The organism is Sulfurimonas sp. HSL-1656, from assembly GCF_039645585.1.
Taxonomy (GTDB): domain Bacteria; phylum Campylobacterota; class Campylobacteria; order Campylobacterales; family Sulfurimonadaceae; genus Thiomicrolovo; species Thiomicrolovo subterrani.
Genome location: NZ_CP147915.1, coordinates 74,331 through 89,711 on the forward strand (window position 1 = coordinate 74,331; position 15,381 = coordinate 89,711).

Sequence of the window (15,381 nt, forward strand, 5' to 3'; positions counted from 1 at the left end):
CTCCTAGAAACGGGCGAAAATCATGATGCCGGCCGCATGGTCGCTGGCCGAATCGCTCAGCCCCAGGCTGTAATTCACCTTTAACGAGAGTGTATCATAAAGCGGGAAGATCCCCAGCACGGAGACGGAGCTCAGGTCCGGGCTCTCCGGGATATACGACTCCGAATAATCATACGAGAAGCTCAGGCTGCTTGTCGGCGTGGGGTAGAAGGTGACGCCGGCGGAGCCGAAAGCGATGTCCGGGTACTCGGTGGTACTGCTGTCACCCGTAACGGTGTAGCCGTACTGTGCGAAAACGTCCAGCGCCGCAAAACGGTAGAGGCCTACAACGGAGCCGCCCCAGTCGTTCTCGCCGGTTCCCGTCCCTGTCTCGGCGGTGGCGAGCTTGAGGTGCACCCCCGGCGTGACAAAGAGGTTTTCGGTGATGCCGAAGGCGTAGCCGGCGCCGAGGAAGGTGTCGGAGAGACCGCCGTCTTCGCTGTCGGCGACGGTCGGATCCGCCGTCCCGTAATGGTAATAGCTGACGATACCCGTCACATAAAAGTCCCCGATGTAGAGGGCTGCCATCGCATCTGTCGAGAGGGAGTCGACGCTCTCCGTTCCGCCGTATTTCCCGGTGGCATAGCTCATTCCTATCCCTGCCAGAAAGGTGACGGCGGTTCCTTCGTCCGGGGCGCAGCCATCCGCGCCCACCGTCATGTCAAAGGCAGTGCCGGGGCAGCGGTCGAGGGTGTCGGGGACGCCGTCAAGATCGCTGTCGCGCTCCGCGGGGGCCGCGTAGAGGGCTGCAGCGAGCAGCGCCGTGCCGAAGAGTAACCGTTTCATCGTCCCGGTTGTCCCGCACGCGGCTGCATCTGCTGTTGCTGCATCTGTTGCATCTGCTGCTGTGTTTTGAGCTGCTGGCGCATCTGCTGCTGAATGGCCGCCTCGTTGCCGTCGGGTTTCGGTTCGGCCGCGACGGCTGCCCCCTCCATCTGCATTCTGTGCTGCAGGGCTTCCAGCGCTTCGCTTCGCTGCTGCTGGTTGAGCTCGCGCATTTTGAGCTTGAAGGCGTTCATCTTCTCGAACCGCTCCGCTTTGGGCGCGTTGATGACCGCATCGATCATCGCGTCGATCTCTTCGGCTTCGGCGGCGAGCAGGGCCGTACAGAGGGCCAGAATCGTTAGGAAATACCGCATAGCTGCTCCTTTTTGACTGTAGTATCGCACAGAAGTGTGAGCGGCGCGTGAGTCGGCTCAGCGGATCAGCCGCTTGTCGTCGTCACGGCCGTATTCGCACTGGAAGGTCGTATGGGTGATGCCGAAACGGGCTTTCAGCCGCTTTTCCAGGGCTTCGACCGCCGCGGTCGTTTGGGAAAGGGGAAGATCCTCGGTGAAATCCAGGTGGGCTTCGAGGTGGATGGCATGGTCGCTGAGGCGCCAGAGGTGGATGTGGTGGATCCCGGCGATGGCAGGGTCGCCGCAGACGGTATCGGCGACGGCCTGCAGGTCGACCTGGGGCGGGGCGAACTGCATCAGGACTCCCGTGCTCTCTTTGATGAGGCCTGCGGATGCGGCAATGAGGTAGAGGGCGATGATGATGGAGATGAGCGGGTCGACCCAGTAGAGCTCCCACAGGGCGATGGCCACGCCGCCGATGACGACGGCGACGGAGGTCAGCACGTCGCCGAGCAGGTGCAGATAGGCGGCGCGGATATTCATATTGGCACGGGCGTCGGATTCGAGCAGGAAGATGCTGCCGCCGTTGACGACGATACCCAGAAGCCCCATCCAGATCAGCCAGGAGGAGAGGACGGGTTCGGGGTAGATCAGCCGCATGACGGAGGCATAGACGAGGTAGACGCCTATGCCCGCGAGCACCGAGGCGTTGAAGAGCGCGGCCACGATCTCGGCCCGCTTGTAACCGAAGGTACGGCTGCTGTCGGCCGCTTTATGGGAGATACGGTGCGCGAACCAGCTGATCAGCAGGGCCATGACGTCGCTGAAGTTGTGCAGGGCGTCGCTGAGCAGGGCCAGGGAGCCGGCCATGATGCCCCCGGCCACCTGGGCGACGGTGATCAGAATGTTGAGGACGACGGCGACGAGCAGCTTCGCGCCGCTGATGTCGTGCGTGTGGTGGTGGCCGCTCATGGGAGGTTACTCCGCGCTGCCGGGTGCCGCTTTGAAAAGCTTGTTCTGGTAGAGGTCGTTGATGACATGGATAAAGGCCGTCGTATCCCGTTCGAGCTCCGGGTCGTGCGCCGCGGGGGTCAGGTGGTCCTCCGCGGAGAGGTCGAAGGTCAGCGGCGGGGTGTCGGGCTGGACGACGGCGAGCTTGTCGCCGTTGCGCAGGGCATACATGTCATGGAACTGCATCAGGACCATCTCTTTCTCGGGGTCTTCGAAGATCGATTTGCCGAGGACCGGATAAGTAAGGTCGATGCCGACGGCGTCGAGGGCCGTGGCCAGGACGTCGGGCTGGGTGGAGCGCTTGGCGACGCGCTGGGGTTTGATACCGCCGCCGAGGATCATCCCCATGATGCGGTATTTGGGGAGGGGAATAAGATCGTCGCCGTAGGTGCGCACGTTGTGGTCGGCGAGGATCATGAAGACGGTGTCGTCGTAGTACCCTTCGCGCTTGGCGTCGTCGATGAGCTTCCCGATGGCGTAATCGGCGAACTTGATGGCGTTTTCGACGCTGTTCTTCGGTTTGCCGGGGATCAGGTCGATGCGCCCGCCCGGGAATTCGAAGGGGGTGTGGTTGGTCGTACTGAAGAGCACGGAGACGAAGGGTTTGCCCTCGGCGTGCCATTTGGCGAACTCTTCGTTGGCCCGGACGACGAGGTCCTCGTCGCAGACGCCCCAGATCCCGGTAAAGGCGGGGCTGACGAACTTGGGCTGATCGATCAGGACGTCAAAGCCGTTGCCGTAGAACCAGCCGCGCATGTTGTCGAAGTTGCTGGCCCCGCCGTAGATGAAGCTGCTGCGGTAGCCGTAGGGTTTGAGCAGCGAGGCGACGGTAAAGAAGCCCTCCTGGGATTTGTTGCGCTTGACGACGCCCTTGCCGGGGACCGGGAGGAAGCCCGAAACGCTGCCGGAGATCCCCCGCACGCTGCGGGTGCCGTTGCTGTAGAGGTGGTCGAAGAAGAGGGAGTCATTGGCCAGGCGGTCGATGTTCGGTGTGATCCCTTTTTCGCCGCCGAGCGCGCCGACGAACTGTGCACCCAGACTCTCCTGCAGGAAAATGACAAGGTTTTTCGGTTTGGCGGCGGGGAAGTGGGTCTTCTGGGTCCGCAGGAACGGGTCCTCCATATTCCCGACGGGGATACGCAGCTGGCGTGAGACCCGCCCGTAGGCTTCGTCCAGCGGCATTTTGCCGTATTTACTCATGACGACGCCGTGCTTCTTCTGCGAATAGTAGGCGTAGCCGATGCTGTAGAGGCTGTTCTTCGTGATCTCGTTCACGACGTGCGAGTCCGTATAGACCGCGAGGGAGATATTGGCCGCGCGGTGGCTGAAAGAGGAGCGGATACCGATGAAGAGTACGGCGACCAGGGGCAGGAGCATCAGGAGGCGGAAGGGCCATTTGATCTCGAAAACGACTGTGAAGGTGTTGCGGGTCAGGGTCCAGAAGAGGTAGCCCGCCACGGCCATCATAATAGTGGCCACGAGGAGCTTGAGCTTGTAGGTCGCCCAGATGTTGCCGAAGACCTCCTTGGGATAATCGAGGTAGTTCAGAAAGATGTCGTTCGGACGGACGTCGAATTCGGCGAAGAAGGGGAAGGTCGCATTTTCGATGAAGAGTGCTGCCAGCAGAAAGATGAGCAGGTAGACACGGATGAAAGTACGTACCTGGCCGCTGATCATCCGCGGGACGGTGAAGAGCAGGAGGACCGGCAGGGCCAGGATGATGCAGGTGACGATCGTGTCCATCTGCAGGCCGAGGAGGAAGCTGAACCAGTGGTTGACACCCGCATCGGCGATCCGGTCGTAATAGAGCGCAAACAAGAGGGCCCGTCCGCTAAAGAAAATGGCAATGAAAAGCAGGTAAAAGGCGAACAGCTGGCGCAGCGATGCGACGATGGCCTGCCGTTGGGTGAGCGGTGGGTGCATTCTTCTCCCCTTGGGTATGTTACATTTTTAAATATAGAATAATACCCGATTCAGATGAATGCCGGGCGGAGGGGTGCCGCGGCCCCGCCTGAAGGGCGTCTTATGTGGCGGATAAAAACGCCGGGCACGGCAACGGATTGTCCGTCCCTGCGTATAATGCGCTTCATAAAAAGGCCGCTTATGTATGATTCCGTCACCCGCCATGTCAAACTCTCGCTGCTGCTGCTGGCGACGATGGGCGTCATGTCCGGGATCTCCATCGTCGCGGCCCTGCCGCTGATCAGCCACCACTTTGAGGACGTTCCCCACATCGCGTTTCTCTCCAAGCTACTGCTGACCATCCCCTCGCTTGTGATTGCCGCGGTCGCCCCTTTTGCGGGAATGATCGTCGACCGGTTCGGCCGCCTGCGTCCGCTGCTGACGGGCGTCGTACTCTTTATTGTCGGGGGAAGTTCCGGCTTTTACCTGCAGGATTTCGAAGCGGTCCTCGCCGGGCGCGCGCTGCTGGGGCTCTCCGTCGCGCTGATCATGACCGCCTCCACTGCGCTGATCGGCGACTACTTCGATGAAAGGGGGCGGCACCGTTTCATGTCGATGCAGGGGATGGCCGTGGGGCTCGGCGGGATCGTCTTTATCATCTCCGGGGGGTACCTCGCCCAGCTGGGGTGGAACTACCCCTTTGCCATCTACCTGCTGCCGCTGCTTTTCCTGCCGCTGCTCCTGCGGTCGCTCTACGAGCCGAAAAGGCTCCATACGCACAGCGGGGAGGCGGCGGCGGTTTCGCCGAAGCTGCTGCCGGTCTATCTCAGCGCGTTTTTCTCAATGCTGCTGTTTTACATGCTGCCGACCCAGATGCCCTACCTCGTCATCGACGAGCTGCACGGCACCCCCAGCAGCATCGGGCACTTCGTCGCCTTTGCCCTGCTTATCAACGCCCTGACGGCGCGCCAGTACGCGCGGATCCGCGCACGCTTCGATTACGCCCAGATCTTCGTTTTCATCTATCTCTTCTTCGGCACTGGGCTGCTGGTGATGTCGCAGGTGAGTACCCCGCACCAGCTCTTTTTCGCCTCGGCCTTCATGGGGGTGGGGTTCGGGCTCGTGATGGTCAACATCAATGCCTGGCTGCTCTCGCTGGTGCCGCCGCACCGCCGCGGGCGGGCCGTGGGGATGCTGACGATGAGTTTTTTCCTGGGGCAGTTTTTTTCGCCCATCCTCTTCCAGCCCATTGTGGCCTATGCTGGCATCCAGGGGCTTTTCCTGATCATCGCGGGGGTGTCGTTCGCCACGGCGGCGGTGCTTTATGTCAAAACGTTTCTGAAAAGGGGTGGGTGTTCTGCTGCGGGGTGAAGGAAAGGGGAACGGATCATCGTCCCCCGGTGGCATCGGGGGTTAGATGATGTTGCACTGCCCGGTGATTTTGCAGAGCGGACAGAAGTTCATGATACCGGCGATGAGGGGGATCACGCCGAGGTAGAACCAGGGGTTGCCGCTGTAGGCACCGTAGCCGATAAGGGCGGCACCGAGGAGAATACGGAAGGGGCGGCAGAATTTGCGAATCTTGACAACGTTCATAAAGGTCTCCGTTTTTTGCGGAATTATAGCGCAGCGGGTGCGGCCGTAATATTAATTATTTCAATTAGTCATACTGCCTTCAAAGTGCATCCCCCGTTCTTATGTAGGTTTTTTAGAGTTGCTCTGGGATACAATACGGAATTATGAAGATTTTTGAGACGCTCTCCCCCTGGATCAGGACTATCGACGAACCCCTCGACGTCAACCTCGAGATCCCGCATATCGCCTATGCGGAGATCAAGAAGGCCGAGCCGAAGATTCTCGTGTTCACCCACCCCGTTGACAAGGCACTCGGCAAAACCTACGATATGCCTGTCGTGATGAACATCTTTGCCAACGACGCCGTCGTCGAGACGATTTTCGGCGCGACGCCGGACGCCATCGCGGCCAAGGTGCAGAAGGCGCTGAAACTGAAGCCGCCCAAGTCGCTCTCGGACAAACTGGAGACCTTCAAGTTCCTTTTTGACCTGCGCAACGTCTTCCCCAAGCGCCTCAAATCCGCCGGGGCCTGCCAGACCCGGGAGATCGCAGATCTCTCCGAACTGCCGATCCTCAAGACCTGGTCCGACGACGGCGGCAAGTTCATCACGATGGGACAGGTCTATACGCAGAGCCTCGACGGCGAGATCCACAATGTCGGCATGTACCGCCTGCAGGTCTACGACGACAAACGGCTGGGGATGCACTGGCAGATCCACAAGGACTCGAACCACCTCTTCCACCAGTACAAGAAAGCCGGCCGCAAGATGCCCGTCTCCGTCGCCATCGGCGGCGACCCGCTCTACACCTGGTGCGGCACCGCACCGCTGCCCCACGGCATCTTCGAGCTGATGCTCTACGGCTTCGTGCGGAACAAACCCGCCCGCCTGGTGAAGTGCCAGACCAACCCGATCCACGTCCCTGAAGACGCGGACATCGTCATCGAGGGGTGGGTCGACCCGGAGGTGACCGAGATCGAGGGGATGTTCGGCGACCATACCGGCTACTACACCCTCAAAGAGCCCTACCCGGTCCTCGAGGTGAGCCGTATCACCGCGAAAAACGACCCGGTGTTCTACGCGACCGTCGTCGGCAAGCCGCCGCTCGAGGACAAATACATGGGGCTGCCGACGGAGCGGATCTTCTTACCGCTCCTGCAGACGCAGGCGCCGGACCTCAAAGACTACAAGATGCCGGAGAACGGGGTGTTCCACAACCTGATCCTCTGCAAGATCGCCCCGCAGTACCCGGGCCACAGCCTGCAGATCATGCACGCGCTCTGGGGCGTGGGGCAGATGAGCTTCGTCAAGCACGCCCTCTTTGTCGACGAATCGGCCCCGGAGCTGGGGGAATACGAGGCGCTGACAAAGCATATCCTCGACCGCCTCACCCCGGAGGCCGTGACGATCACGACGGGGATCGTCGATGCCCTGGACCACTCGGCGAGCAGGCCCCTCATCGGCGGGAAGCTCGGCATCGACGCGACGGGTGACACCGTGGAACGCACCATCGACCTGCTTGACGACACGGCGCTGCTGAAGAAGGTGAAAACGATCGACAGCGACGTCGTCGCGCTGAAACAGTACATGACGCAGAGCGCAAACCCGGTGACGGTGATCCAGTACGAGAAGAAGCGCCCGGCGCGCGAACTCTTCGAGGCGCTGAAGCCGCTATCAGGACACATCGCGATCGCCGTGTTCGTTGACACGCGCCAGAACGACGTGAACAACCCCTACATGCTCGTGTGGCGGGTGACGAACAACATCGATGCGCAGCGCGATGTCTGGCTGGAGGAGATGATCGGTGTCGACGGGACCAACAAGGACCCGATGGACGGTTTTACACGCGAGTGGCCCGGCGACGTCGTCTGCGACGCAGACGTCTTTGCCGACCTGCGCGCACGGGGCCTGATCGATCTTGACGACGAGACGATCGACCGATACCAGTTGGTGGGAGAGAGCAGATGAAACTGAGTGAGGAGCAGCTGGCGCAGTTTGAGCGCGACGGGTACATCCTGCTGCGCGGCTTTGTGGACAAAGCGCGCTGCGAGGCGATCCTGGCGGCAGCCAAAGAGGAGATCGAGGCGCGCACGCCGCCGATTGAGACGGAAGGGGAGTACACGGGTTCGAACAACTCGACCCTGCGCCGCCTGCGCCAGGTCTATGACCGCCGCGAGATTTTCCGCGAGTGGATGACGGACAAGGAGATCCGCCCGATGCTGGCGCAGGTACTGCACGACACCCCGGTCTTAACCCTGGCACACCACAACTCCATTATGACGAAGATGCCCTCCAAGAGCACGGAGAGCCGCTGGCACCAGGACCGCCGCTACTGGCACTTTGAGAACGACAACCTCGTAAGCGTCTGGCTGGCATTGGGCGAAGAGCGTATGGAGAACGGGGTGCTGGAGTTTATCAACGGCAGCCACAAACTTGAATACCGGCCGGAACAGTTCGATACCGATACCAGTTTTATGACGGGGCTGCCGGAAAACGACGCCCTGATCGCGAAGAAGGTGCATTACGACCTGCACGAAGGCGACGTTATCCTGTTTCATTGCCGGACGCTGCACCACGCCTACGACAACCAGACCGACGAACCCAAGATCGCTTTCGTCTATACGGTCAAGGGCGCTGCTACCAAGCCTATTCCCGGTACCCGCTCCGCCGAGTACCCCGAGGTCGTGCTCGAGGTCTGACCGGTCTCACCCTTCCGCTTCGGAGGCAGCGAACCGTTGCAGCGGTGTTTGAGCGCAAATCGGTGCGACCGCTCGTGGTGGATGCTATCGGGATTGACGGTATTGGGGAAAAAGGGGTGCCGGCGCCGGGGCGCCGCGCCGTCATTTGACGCTGACGACGATCGGTGCGGAAGTTTTATGCGCGCTTGAGATGTGGCACTCGCGTGTCGGGTAGACCGATACGTTGGCGGCGACACGGTAGGTGCCGCTGTTCATGGCAGTGACGTTATAGATCACTTCCGAACCGTTCGGATGGGCGCGCAGACACTCGACCGCAGGCGCATCCGTGACAAATCCGAGGCCGCTGAACGTCACCTGGACACCGTGGGCATCGCTTCCTGAAAGCGGGAAGTTTTTGGCTTTGACGATGACACGCAGGCTGACCGGTTCGCCGACGACGACTTTCTCTTTGTCCGGAACAAGTTCCACCGTGTATTTTTCAAAAGGGCTGTCGGCAACGGGGGCCGCGGCGGCAAGTGTCGGCATCGGTGCCGGTTCAGGCTCGGCGACGGGGGCCGGTTTGGCTTTGGCCACGGCTTTCGGTTTTTCCGGGGCCGGTTTCGGTGCCATCGGCAGCGGGACCGGTTCGACTTCCGGTGCATTGGGCTCGTTGACGATGCCGAGGACTTCCGGCTCTGCTACCTCATTCTGTGCTGCCGGTTCCGCATTTTTGAGACATCCGCTGAAAAGCAGGCTGACGGCCAGAAGGTATGCTGCATGCCGCACATACTTTTGAATCATGTTCTTCCTTTTCTCTATGAAATTGGGCCCGGTCCTCTCACCTCCCGGGCGCTCCGGTAACCTTCGAACTCTGTCCAGATACGTAACTATATACATAATTTAAAGGTTGCCAAAGGTCATTATTATATCACAGCGGCAACAAAATCTTGCAAATTTTTAAAAATATTGAAAGGCTTGGAACGAAAGGTGATAAATAAGTAATACTGATGTGCAGACACGACGTTGCGATAAAGGGGGCTTATAGAGGATTGGGCGGCACAGGGCGGGCAAAGCGCCGCCTCTGCAACCTGATTATTTGACGGTGACCGTCAGAGGGTCCGACATTTTCGATACGCGCGAAGCATTGCAGTCGCGGGTCGGGTAGAAGGCGACGTTCGCAACGACGTCATAGGTGCCGGCATTGGCCGCCGTGACGTTGTAGATGATGTCCGATCCGTTCGGGTGGACCCGGAGACATTCGGATGCCGGCGGGTTGGAAGCAAAGCCCAGCCCGTTGAAGGTGACTTTGACCCCGTGGGCCTCATGGCCGGTCAGCGGGAAGCCGTTGGCCTTGACGTGCACGTAAAGGCTGACGCTCTTTCCGACGGTGAGGGCGGTTTCGTCCATGGCCACTTCAACATCGTAAAGGTCACAGGGTTTCTCCTCGGCCGGTGCTGCCGCTGGAGCCGCTTTAGGGGCTGCTTTCGACGCGGCCGGTTTCGGTGCTGCTTTGGGTTGTACAGCCGGTGCGGCTGCCGGTGCTTCGGCCATAGTCGCTACCGGTGCTTCAGACGGCTGTTCCGCCGGGGCGGGCTGCGGAGCCGGCTCGGCATTCTTCGTGGCGACACAGCCGCCGAATAACATGCTGACGGCCAACAGGCACCCTAACTGCTTCATGCGATGGTTCATACGTTTCCTCCTCCATGGTTCGGTATGGCCCGGGGTGTCGGCCCCGGGAAAGCAGAAACCTTTAATAAGTTCCATTTGTGATAACTATTTTATAGTATTAAAAGTTTCCTAAGTCATTGTATCACAATTAAAACAGTTTATGACAATTATTCAAAAAACATTGCAAAAAGGTGAATGATTGTAACAACGAAAGAATAGGGCGAAAGGTTGAATCGTCAGTGGAAGGCGGTTGCTGATTGGATAAAGAGGCGTTACTACCGTTTCAGCCGGCATCAAGCAGAGTGTTTTGCCGTTAAAACGGAGACGTTAGCCTGCGTGAGCGTCGTCAACGCCGGCGGTCCGGCAATGAAGCTATCCGGACGGGAGGTACCGGAAGCGGCTTAGGCGATCATCGCCAGGATCTCGTCGACACTCGGTACACGGCCCGTCGACTTCACCTCGCCGTCGATGACCAGCCCCGGCGTGCTCATAACCCCGTAGGCCATGATCTTCTGCAGGTCGCTGACCTTTTCTACCTGCAGGAATTTACCGCTCTTGGCGACCGCCTGCTTCACTTTCGCTTCGAGTTCGTTGCACTTGGCACAGCCCGTGCCCAAAATTTCGATTTTCATGGTTCTTCTCCTTTAATGGCTCTGTTTGATCGTATCGTAGAACGGTTCGACCGGGCCGGAAACGACGTAGGCGCCTACGGGGCCGGCCGCGGCGAGGAATCGCGGGTCGAGGTGCGAATTCTCATGATCGTACATGTTCTCCCATACGCCGTGCATAATGTAGCTCCGGGCATCGCCGTCGGCAAACGCGTTTTGAAGGATTTCGGTCGTCACCGCTTTGCGGTAATGGCTGTTTTGCGCCGTTCCGGCCTGGCCGTGGGGATACCGGTCGTCATAGCCCGCATCGTGAACGTCGGGCCGGAAGGTTTGCTGCGCGGTACTCAGAAGGCGCGCGACCTTTTGATTGAAGGCTTCGCGGTTCGCGTCTTTGATCATGACGTGGTTTTCAACGGTGACGTAGCGGTTTTTCACTTCGTCGGACTGGTGTTGCAGGAAGGTCCTGATCTCATCGGGGGTCGTGTAGAGCTTTTGGCGGTCCCCGGCGGCGACGGTTGTGTAGATCCCTTCGTGGTAGTCAAGCTTGATCGGCGTCTTGGTCGGAGGCGTCCCCGGTTTGTAGGCAAAGAGCGAGGGGACGATCTGTTCGGTAAACCACGCCTGCACCTTGGAGGCGACCAGCGCATCGTAAGAGTCGAAACGGATGAAGAGCGTATAGAAAAGGGGGAGCTTCGGGGAGGTGGGACGGCCGTCGCCGTCGGCGTACCCGCGGTCGAGCACCCCTTTGAGGTGGGCGGGGTAGTTGCGCACCATGGTCGATTCCCCCGTCATCTGTTTGAACGAGAAGCTCAAAAAGCCCTGTTTCCCCTTCAGGAAGGAGGCGAGTCCGTCGATGTTGCCGAGCACCCTCTTCTTCTCGGGCATCGGGACGCGAAACTCATAATAGAGCGTCACGGCCCCCTCGGGTTTTTTCTCTGCGGTAGCGGCGTACGACGTTGCGGGGAGGATGGCCGCCCCTGCCATGACCGCACCCATGCCTAAAAAGTTTCGTCTCTCCATAATGATTCCTTACAAGATGATGTTGAACAGATAGCCGACGCCGATGATCCCGACGCCGATGATGCCGAAGAAGGTGGCGATGAGCCTGGTGTGCAGGATCTGCTTGAGGATGATCGCTTCGGGCAGGCTCAGCGCCGTCACGGCCATCATAAACGACAGCGCGGTGCCCAGCAGCATCCCTTTCTCCGTCAGGACCTCCACCAGCGGCATGACGCCGGCGGCCGAGGCATACATCGGGATGCCCATCACTGCCGCGACGGGCACGGCGTACCAGGCGTCGCCGCCGGCGTAGTCGGCGATGAACTCCGCCGGGACAAAGCCGTGGAACCATGCGCCGACGCCGACGCCGGCCATAACCCAGAGGTAGATCTTTCTAAAGATCTCCAGGGTCGCTTTCCAGGCGTCGCCGGCGCGCTGTCTCAGGTTCAGCGACGTCGCCGCCACATGGAGGTCGCCCTGCATCACCGGTACGTCCAGCAGCACGTACCGTTCCGCTTTGGTCCGGCCGATCAGCCAGCCGCCGACGATCGCCACGGCCAGTCCGAAGCCAATGTACAGCGCGGTGATCTTCCAGCCGAAGAGCCCGAAGAGCATGGCGATGGCGATCTCGTTGTTCAGCGGGGCGGAGATGAGAAAGCTGAAGGTGACGCCGACGGGGATGCGCGCCTGCAGAAAGCCCAGGAAGAGGGGAATAGCCGAACAGGTACAGAAGGGGGTGATGATCCCGAAGAGTGCGGCCAGGATGTTGCCCGTGAACTCTTTTTTCCCCGCGAGGTAGGCCCGCACCATCTCGGTGTTCATCCAGGTGCGCAGGAAGGATACGGCGAAGATGATGGTGATCAGCAGGAACCAGATCTTGACCGTATCGTAGAGGAAGAAGTGGAGCGCGTCGGCGAACCGCCCCTGAAGGTGGAGCGTTTCGTAGACGAAGGCGCGGCTGAGGTCATGCCACATCTAGCAGAGCTCCGCTTTGACGATAGGCAGCAGCTCCCGCTCGATCAGGTCGAGGGTTTTGGCGTACTCCGCTTCGGCTTTACCCGAGGGGTCTTCGAAGCCGACGTGGATCGTCTTGACCGCTTTGGGGAACATTGGGCAGGTCTCTTTGGCGTTATCGCAAACGGTGACGACGAGGTCGAAAGCGTTGTTCAGAACCGTTTCGATCACCTTGGAGTGGTACTCCTCTTTCCAATACCCTTTTGATTCAAGCAGGGCCTGCGCGTTGGGGTTGACTTTTCCGCTGGCCTTGACGCCGGAGCTGAACGCTTCGACGCAGTCGCCGAGCTTGGCGTTGATCAGCGCTTCGGCCATAATGGAGCGGCAGCTGTTACCGGTACAGAGGATCAGTACTTTTTTCTTGCTCATAGCTTACATCCTTGGTCAGTTTCGGAGAGTTTTTGCAGTTTCGGCAGGGCGATGCCGAGGTGCCGGATCTCCTCCAGCGCTTCGCTGCGGAAGCGGTCCAGGGGAAAACGGATGGCATAGTAGGCCCAGGTCCCTTTGCGCTCGACCTTCAGGAATCCCGCCTCTTTGAGGATCTTGAGGTGGCGCGAGAGGCGCGACTGGATCATCTCCAGGGAGGATTGCAGGTCGCAGACGCAGAGCGGTCCGTGTTCGTCGAGGAAACGCAGGATCAGCACCCGCGTCTCGTCGTTGAGGGCCGCGACGCTTTTGAGGAAGACGTCCATGCTCAGCAGCAGCCCCCGGCCGTCGACCACTTGCCGTTTTCGGAGAAGGTCGGCTGGCAGCAGCCCACCCCGCCGGTAAAGCTGTCGCCGCCGAACACCTCGATCTGCTCCATCGTATGGTAGTTCTCCCAGATGACCTCCTGGGGGTCCTGCACCCAGTATTTGTTCGATTCGGCGTAGCAGCACTGCGCGCCGCTCTGTTTCTCGCCCGCAATGCCCGCGGCGATCAGACGGGCCTCGGTCTCGGCGACGGCTTCGTCGCTGTCGAACTGCAGTCCCAGGTGGTTGAGCCCGCGCGTGCTTCTGCCTTTTGAGACGGCAAAGTTGACGGCGGGGTCGTCGATGAGCCACTGCAGGTAATCCGCTTTTTCCTTCGTCGGTTCCGTACCGAACAGGGCGGTGTAGAAGGCCCGGCTTTTGTCGAGATCGTCGACGGAGATATGGATATGGAGACGTTTCATGCTGTGTCCTTTTGCCGTTTGGATAGCAGCATTGTAGCCAATCAATTTACAAATATCAAGATATATTGATTTATCGGTCCAAATGTGCTATAGTTCCCGTCATTAAAGAGGCATCCGGTCATGATGCCTCTATTTTACAAGGAGAAAAGCGTGGATATTAAAAGCTTCTTCGCCTACGGTGAAAAGGTGCCCGGCTACGAGGTGGGCATGCTCAATGAAAGGGAGGCGCGCGCGGCGGCGGCGATTCTGTTTGTCGGCGCCTTCCTGGGGCTGACGAACGGGGTGATGCTGGGTACGGCGGTCTTTTCGAAGTACTTCGTGACCTTCTTCGCCGTCGACTTTACGCTGCGTATCATCCAGCCGCGCTATGCGCCCAGTCTGATGCTGGGGCGTTTTTTCGTGCGGAACCAGAAGCCCGAGTACGTCGGGGCTGCGCAGAAGCGTTTCGCCTGGATCCTGGGCTTTCTGCTGGCATGGCCGATGTTCTACTACCTCGTCATCGACTTCCAGCCCAACCCGCTCAAGGTACTGGTGTGTCTCATCTGTATGGCGCTGCTCTTTTTTGAAGCGGCCTTCTCCATCTGCCTGGGGTGCAAGATCTTCGCCTGGATCAAACGCAAAGATCCGAAATACTGCCCGGGCGGCGTCTGCGAGATGAATTATAAAGAGCCCATCCAGACCTTCTCGCCGGCGCAGAAGCTCATCCTCGTCGCCACCGTGCTGGTCATGGGGTACGGCACCTACGCCTATTTCGCCAAGCTGCCCGACCGGACCATCTTTGTCAAAAAGATGAAAATGCTGATGATGAGCCAGGCGGAGCTCGATGCGTTGGAGGCCGCCAAAGATCAGGCGGAAGAGGACGCCTTCTTCAGCGACGACGACGATTTCTGATCCCGCCGGATGATGCTTGAACAGAGCCTGGCCGAACTGGTCGGCCACTACGGTTTTATCGCCCTTGTTGCCTCCTTCGGCGTCGGGGTATTGACTTCGCTGGCGCCCTGTTCCATCATCACGCTGCCGCTGCTCATCGGCAGCGTGCTCGGTCTGTCCGCGGAGATGACCCCGAGGCAGAAACAGCGCTTTACGTTTTTTTACTCCCTGCTCTTCGTCACCGGACTCGTTATCAGTTTTTCCCTGCTCATGCTGACGGTGGCCAAGGCCGGGGCGCTGCTCAGCGTCGCGCCCTTCTGGGCCTACGCGCTCGCTGCCGCGGCGACCTTCCTGGTCGCGGCCTATGCCATGGGGTGGCTGGGGCAGATCGACAAGGCGCTTATTGCCGGCCGGCTGCTGAAGTTCAAGCTGGCGGGCGCGCTGATTATCGGGATGCTCTTCGGCCTGGTCAGCACGCCGTGCGCTTCGGCGCCGCTGGCGGCCATCATCGCCGTGGCGGAACAGAGCGGCTGGGCCTACTCTTATGCCCTGGTGCTGCTCTTTGCGCTGGGGCACGGTCTATTGCTGCTGGCCGCGGGAATCTCCCTCGGTTTCGCCCAGCGGATGGCGTCGAGCCCGCTGTTGGCGAGAATCGCAAACGGGGTTAACGCCCTTTTCATCCTGCTGCTCGCCGCCATCGCGGTCTACCTGGCCTACCAGGCCTATCTTGTCTATTAGTAGGGAGTG

At 59.8% G+C, this 15,381-nt stretch carries 18 protein-coding genes; 5 read left to right on the forward strand and 13 right to left on the reverse strand.

Annotated elements, in window-relative coordinates; translation table 11 throughout:
- Positions 1 to 3 precede the first annotated feature (3 nt).
- Genes WCX49_RS00355 through WCX49_RS00370 form a run of 4 tightly spaced genes read right to left on the reverse strand, consistent with a single transcriptional unit; the run spans position 4 to position 4,091 of the window.
- Positions 4 to 825, reverse strand: coding sequence for a hypothetical protein (locus WCX49_RS00355; RefSeq protein WP_345985602.1), 822 nt, complete (start codon positions 823 to 825; stop codon positions 4 to 6).
- Positions 822 to 1,178 carry a hypothetical protein gene (locus WCX49_RS00360; RefSeq protein WP_345985603.1) on the reverse strand — a complete coding sequence of 119 codons (357 nt, stop codon included), beginning with the start codon at positions 1,176 to 1,178 and terminating at the stop codon, positions 822 to 824. Before WCX49_RS00360 ends, WCX49_RS00355 begins: the two co-directional genes overlap by 4 nt.
- Before the next feature lie 57 nt (positions 1,179 to 1,235).
- Positions 1,236 to 2,129 (reverse strand): cation diffusion facilitator family transporter, encoded by an 894-nt coding sequence (locus tag WCX49_RS00365; RefSeq protein WP_345985604.1) that lies wholly within the window; start codon positions 2,127 to 2,129, stop codon positions 1,236 to 1,238.
- Positions 2,130 to 2,135: 6 nt separating this feature from the next.
- Complete coding sequence (locus WCX49_RS00370) at positions 2,136 to 4,091, reverse strand: LTA synthase family protein (protein WP_345985605.1); 1,956 nt, start codon at positions 4,089 to 4,091, stop codon at positions 2,136 to 2,138.
- A 180-nt stretch (positions 4,092 to 4,271) separates the two neighbouring features.
- Between WCX49_RS00370 and WCX49_RS00375 the strand changes: the two genes are divergently transcribed.
- Positions 4,272 to 5,441, forward strand: a complete 1,170-nt coding sequence (locus tag WCX49_RS00375) for an MFS transporter (RefSeq protein WP_345985606.1) — start codon at positions 4,272 to 4,274, stop codon at positions 5,439 to 5,441.
- A 42-nt stretch (positions 5,442 to 5,483) separates the two neighbouring features.
- Here the strand turns inward: WCX49_RS00375 and WCX49_RS00380 are convergent, their stop codons facing one another.
- Positions 5,484 to 5,666, reverse strand: a complete 183-nt coding sequence (locus WCX49_RS00380; protein ID WP_345985607.1) for a DUF2892 domain-containing protein — start codon at positions 5,664 to 5,666, stop codon at positions 5,484 to 5,486.
- A 143-nt stretch (positions 5,667 to 5,809) separates the two neighbouring features.
- Between WCX49_RS00380 and WCX49_RS00385 the strand changes: the two genes are divergently transcribed.
- Entirely contained in the window at positions 5,810 to 7,612 is a 1,803-nt protein-coding gene (locus tag WCX49_RS00385; RefSeq protein WP_345985608.1) for a menaquinone biosynthesis decarboxylase, read from the forward strand.
- Positions 7,609 to 8,343: a phytanoyl-CoA dioxygenase family protein gene (locus WCX49_RS00390; RefSeq protein WP_345985609.1), complete on the forward strand. Its 735-nt coding sequence runs from the start codon at positions 7,609 to 7,611 to the stop codon at positions 8,341 to 8,343. Before WCX49_RS00385 ends, WCX49_RS00390 begins: the two co-directional genes overlap by 4 nt.
- Before the next feature lie 141 nt (positions 8,344 to 8,484).
- On the opposite strand, the gene WCX49_RS00395 is transcribed toward WCX49_RS00390, so the two are convergent.
- The 8 genes from WCX49_RS00395 to WCX49_RS00430 form a co-directional block, all read right to left on the reverse strand.
- A complete protein-coding gene (locus WCX49_RS00395) occupies positions 8,485 to 9,123 on the reverse strand; it encodes a hypothetical protein (protein ID WP_345985610.1) in 639 nt (212 codons plus the stop codon).
- A 291-nt stretch (positions 9,124 to 9,414) separates the two neighbouring features.
- Positions 9,415 to 10,011, reverse strand: a complete 597-nt coding sequence (locus WCX49_RS00400; protein WP_345985611.1) for a hypothetical protein — start codon at positions 10,009 to 10,011, stop codon at positions 9,415 to 9,417.
- A gap of 380 nt (positions 10,012 to 10,391) precedes the next feature.
- Positions 10,392 to 10,622 (reverse strand): thioredoxin family protein, encoded by a 231-nt coding sequence (locus tag WCX49_RS00405; RefSeq protein ID WP_231019620.1) that lies wholly within the window; start codon positions 10,620 to 10,622, stop codon positions 10,392 to 10,394.
- A gap of 12 nt (positions 10,623 to 10,634) precedes the next feature.
- Positions 10,635 to 11,618 carry a hypothetical protein gene (locus WCX49_RS00410; protein ID WP_345985612.1) on the reverse strand — a complete coding sequence of 328 codons (984 nt, stop codon included), beginning with the start codon at positions 11,616 to 11,618 and terminating at the stop codon, positions 10,635 to 10,637.
- 9 nt (positions 11,619 to 11,627) lie between these two features.
- Complete coding sequence (locus WCX49_RS00415) at positions 11,628 to 12,572, reverse strand: permease (RefSeq protein ID WP_345985613.1); 945 nt, start codon at positions 12,570 to 12,572, stop codon at positions 11,628 to 11,630.
- Complete coding sequence (locus WCX49_RS00420) at positions 12,573 to 12,980, reverse strand: arsenate reductase ArsC (protein WP_345985614.1); 408 nt, start codon at positions 12,978 to 12,980, stop codon at positions 12,573 to 12,575.
- A complete protein-coding gene (locus tag WCX49_RS00425) occupies positions 12,977 to 13,303 on the reverse strand; it encodes a metalloregulator ArsR/SmtB family transcription factor (protein ID WP_345986816.1) in 327 nt (108 codons plus the stop codon). The genes WCX49_RS00420 and WCX49_RS00425 overlap by 4 nt, the downstream gene beginning before the upstream one ends.
- A 2-nt stretch (positions 13,304 to 13,305) precedes the next feature.
- Entirely contained in the window at positions 13,306 to 13,764 is a 459-nt protein-coding gene (locus WCX49_RS00430) for an ArsI/CadI family heavy metal resistance metalloenzyme (RefSeq protein WP_345985615.1), read from the reverse strand.
- Positions 13,765 to 13,914: 150 nt separating this feature from the next.
- Between WCX49_RS00430 and WCX49_RS00435 the strand changes: the two genes are divergently transcribed.
- Positions 13,915 to 14,655 (forward strand): DUF4395 domain-containing protein, encoded by a 741-nt coding sequence (locus WCX49_RS00435; RefSeq protein ID WP_345985616.1) that lies wholly within the window; start codon positions 13,915 to 13,917, stop codon positions 14,653 to 14,655.
- 9 nt (positions 14,656 to 14,664) lie between these two features.
- Positions 14,665 to 15,372 (forward strand): cytochrome c biogenesis protein CcdA, encoded by a 708-nt coding sequence (locus WCX49_RS00440; protein WP_345985617.1) that lies wholly within the window; start codon positions 14,665 to 14,667, stop codon positions 15,370 to 15,372.
- Positions 15,373 to 15,381: the final 9 nt, after the last annotated feature.

Excerpts from the sequence above, each read along its gene's own strand:
- WCX49_RS00355 (WP_345985602.1), bottom strand. The coding sequence starts at position 825 with ATGAAACGGTTACTCTTCGGCACGGCGCTGCTCGCTGCAGCCCTCTAC.
- WCX49_RS00360 (WP_345985603.1), bottom strand. The coding sequence starts at position 1,178 with ATGCGGTATTTCCTAACGATTCTGGCCCTCTGTACGGCCCTGCTCGCC.
- WCX49_RS00365 (WP_345985604.1), bottom strand. The coding sequence starts at position 2,129 with ATGAGCGGCCACCACCACACGCACGACATCAGCGGCGCGAAGCTGCTC.
- WCX49_RS00370 (WP_345985605.1), bottom strand. The coding sequence starts at position 4,091 with ATGCACCCACCGCTCACCCAACGGCAGGCCATCGTCGCATCGCTGCGC.
- WCX49_RS00375 (WP_345985606.1), top strand. The coding sequence starts at position 4,272 with ATGTATGATTCCGTCACCCGCCATGTCAAACTCTCGCTGCTGCTGCTG.
- WCX49_RS00380 (WP_345985607.1), bottom strand. The coding sequence starts at position 5,666 with ATGAACGTTGTCAAGATTCGCAAATTCTGCCGCCCCTTCCGTATTCTC.
- WCX49_RS00385 (WP_345985608.1), top strand. The coding sequence starts at position 5,810 with ATGAAGATTTTTGAGACGCTCTCCCCCTGGATCAGGACTATCGACGAA.
- WCX49_RS00390 (WP_345985609.1), top strand. The coding sequence starts at position 7,609 with ATGAAACTGAGTGAGGAGCAGCTGGCGCAGTTTGAGCGCGACGGGTAC.
- WCX49_RS00395 (WP_345985610.1), bottom strand. The coding sequence starts at position 9,123 with ATGATTCAAAAGTATGTGCGGCATGCAGCATACCTTCTGGCCGTCAGC.
- WCX49_RS00400 (WP_345985611.1), bottom strand. The coding sequence starts at position 10,011 with ATGAACCATCGCATGAAGCAGTTAGGGTGCCTGTTGGCCGTCAGCATG.
- WCX49_RS00405 (WP_231019620.1), bottom strand. The coding sequence starts at position 10,622 with ATGAAAATCGAAATTTTGGGCACGGGCTGTGCCAAGTGCAACGAACTC.
- WCX49_RS00410 (WP_345985612.1), bottom strand. The coding sequence starts at position 11,618 with ATGGAGAGACGAAACTTTTTAGGCATGGGTGCGGTCATGGCAGGGGCG.
- WCX49_RS00415 (WP_345985613.1), bottom strand. The coding sequence starts at position 12,572 with ATGTGGCATGACCTCAGCCGCGCCTTCGTCTACGAAACGCTCCACCTT.
- WCX49_RS00420 (WP_345985614.1), bottom strand. The coding sequence starts at position 12,980 with ATGAGCAAGAAAAAAGTACTGATCCTCTGTACCGGTAACAGCTGCCGC.
- WCX49_RS00425 (WP_345986816.1), bottom strand. The coding sequence starts at position 13,303 with ATGGACGTCTTCCTCAAAAGCGTCGCGGCCCTCAACGACGAGACGCGG.
- WCX49_RS00430 (WP_345985615.1), bottom strand. The coding sequence starts at position 13,764 with ATGAAACGTCTCCATATCCATATCTCCGTCGACGATCTCGACAAAAGC.
- WCX49_RS00440 (WP_345985617.1), top strand. The coding sequence starts at position 14,665 with ATGATGCTTGAACAGAGCCTGGCCGAACTGGTCGGCCACTACGGTTTT.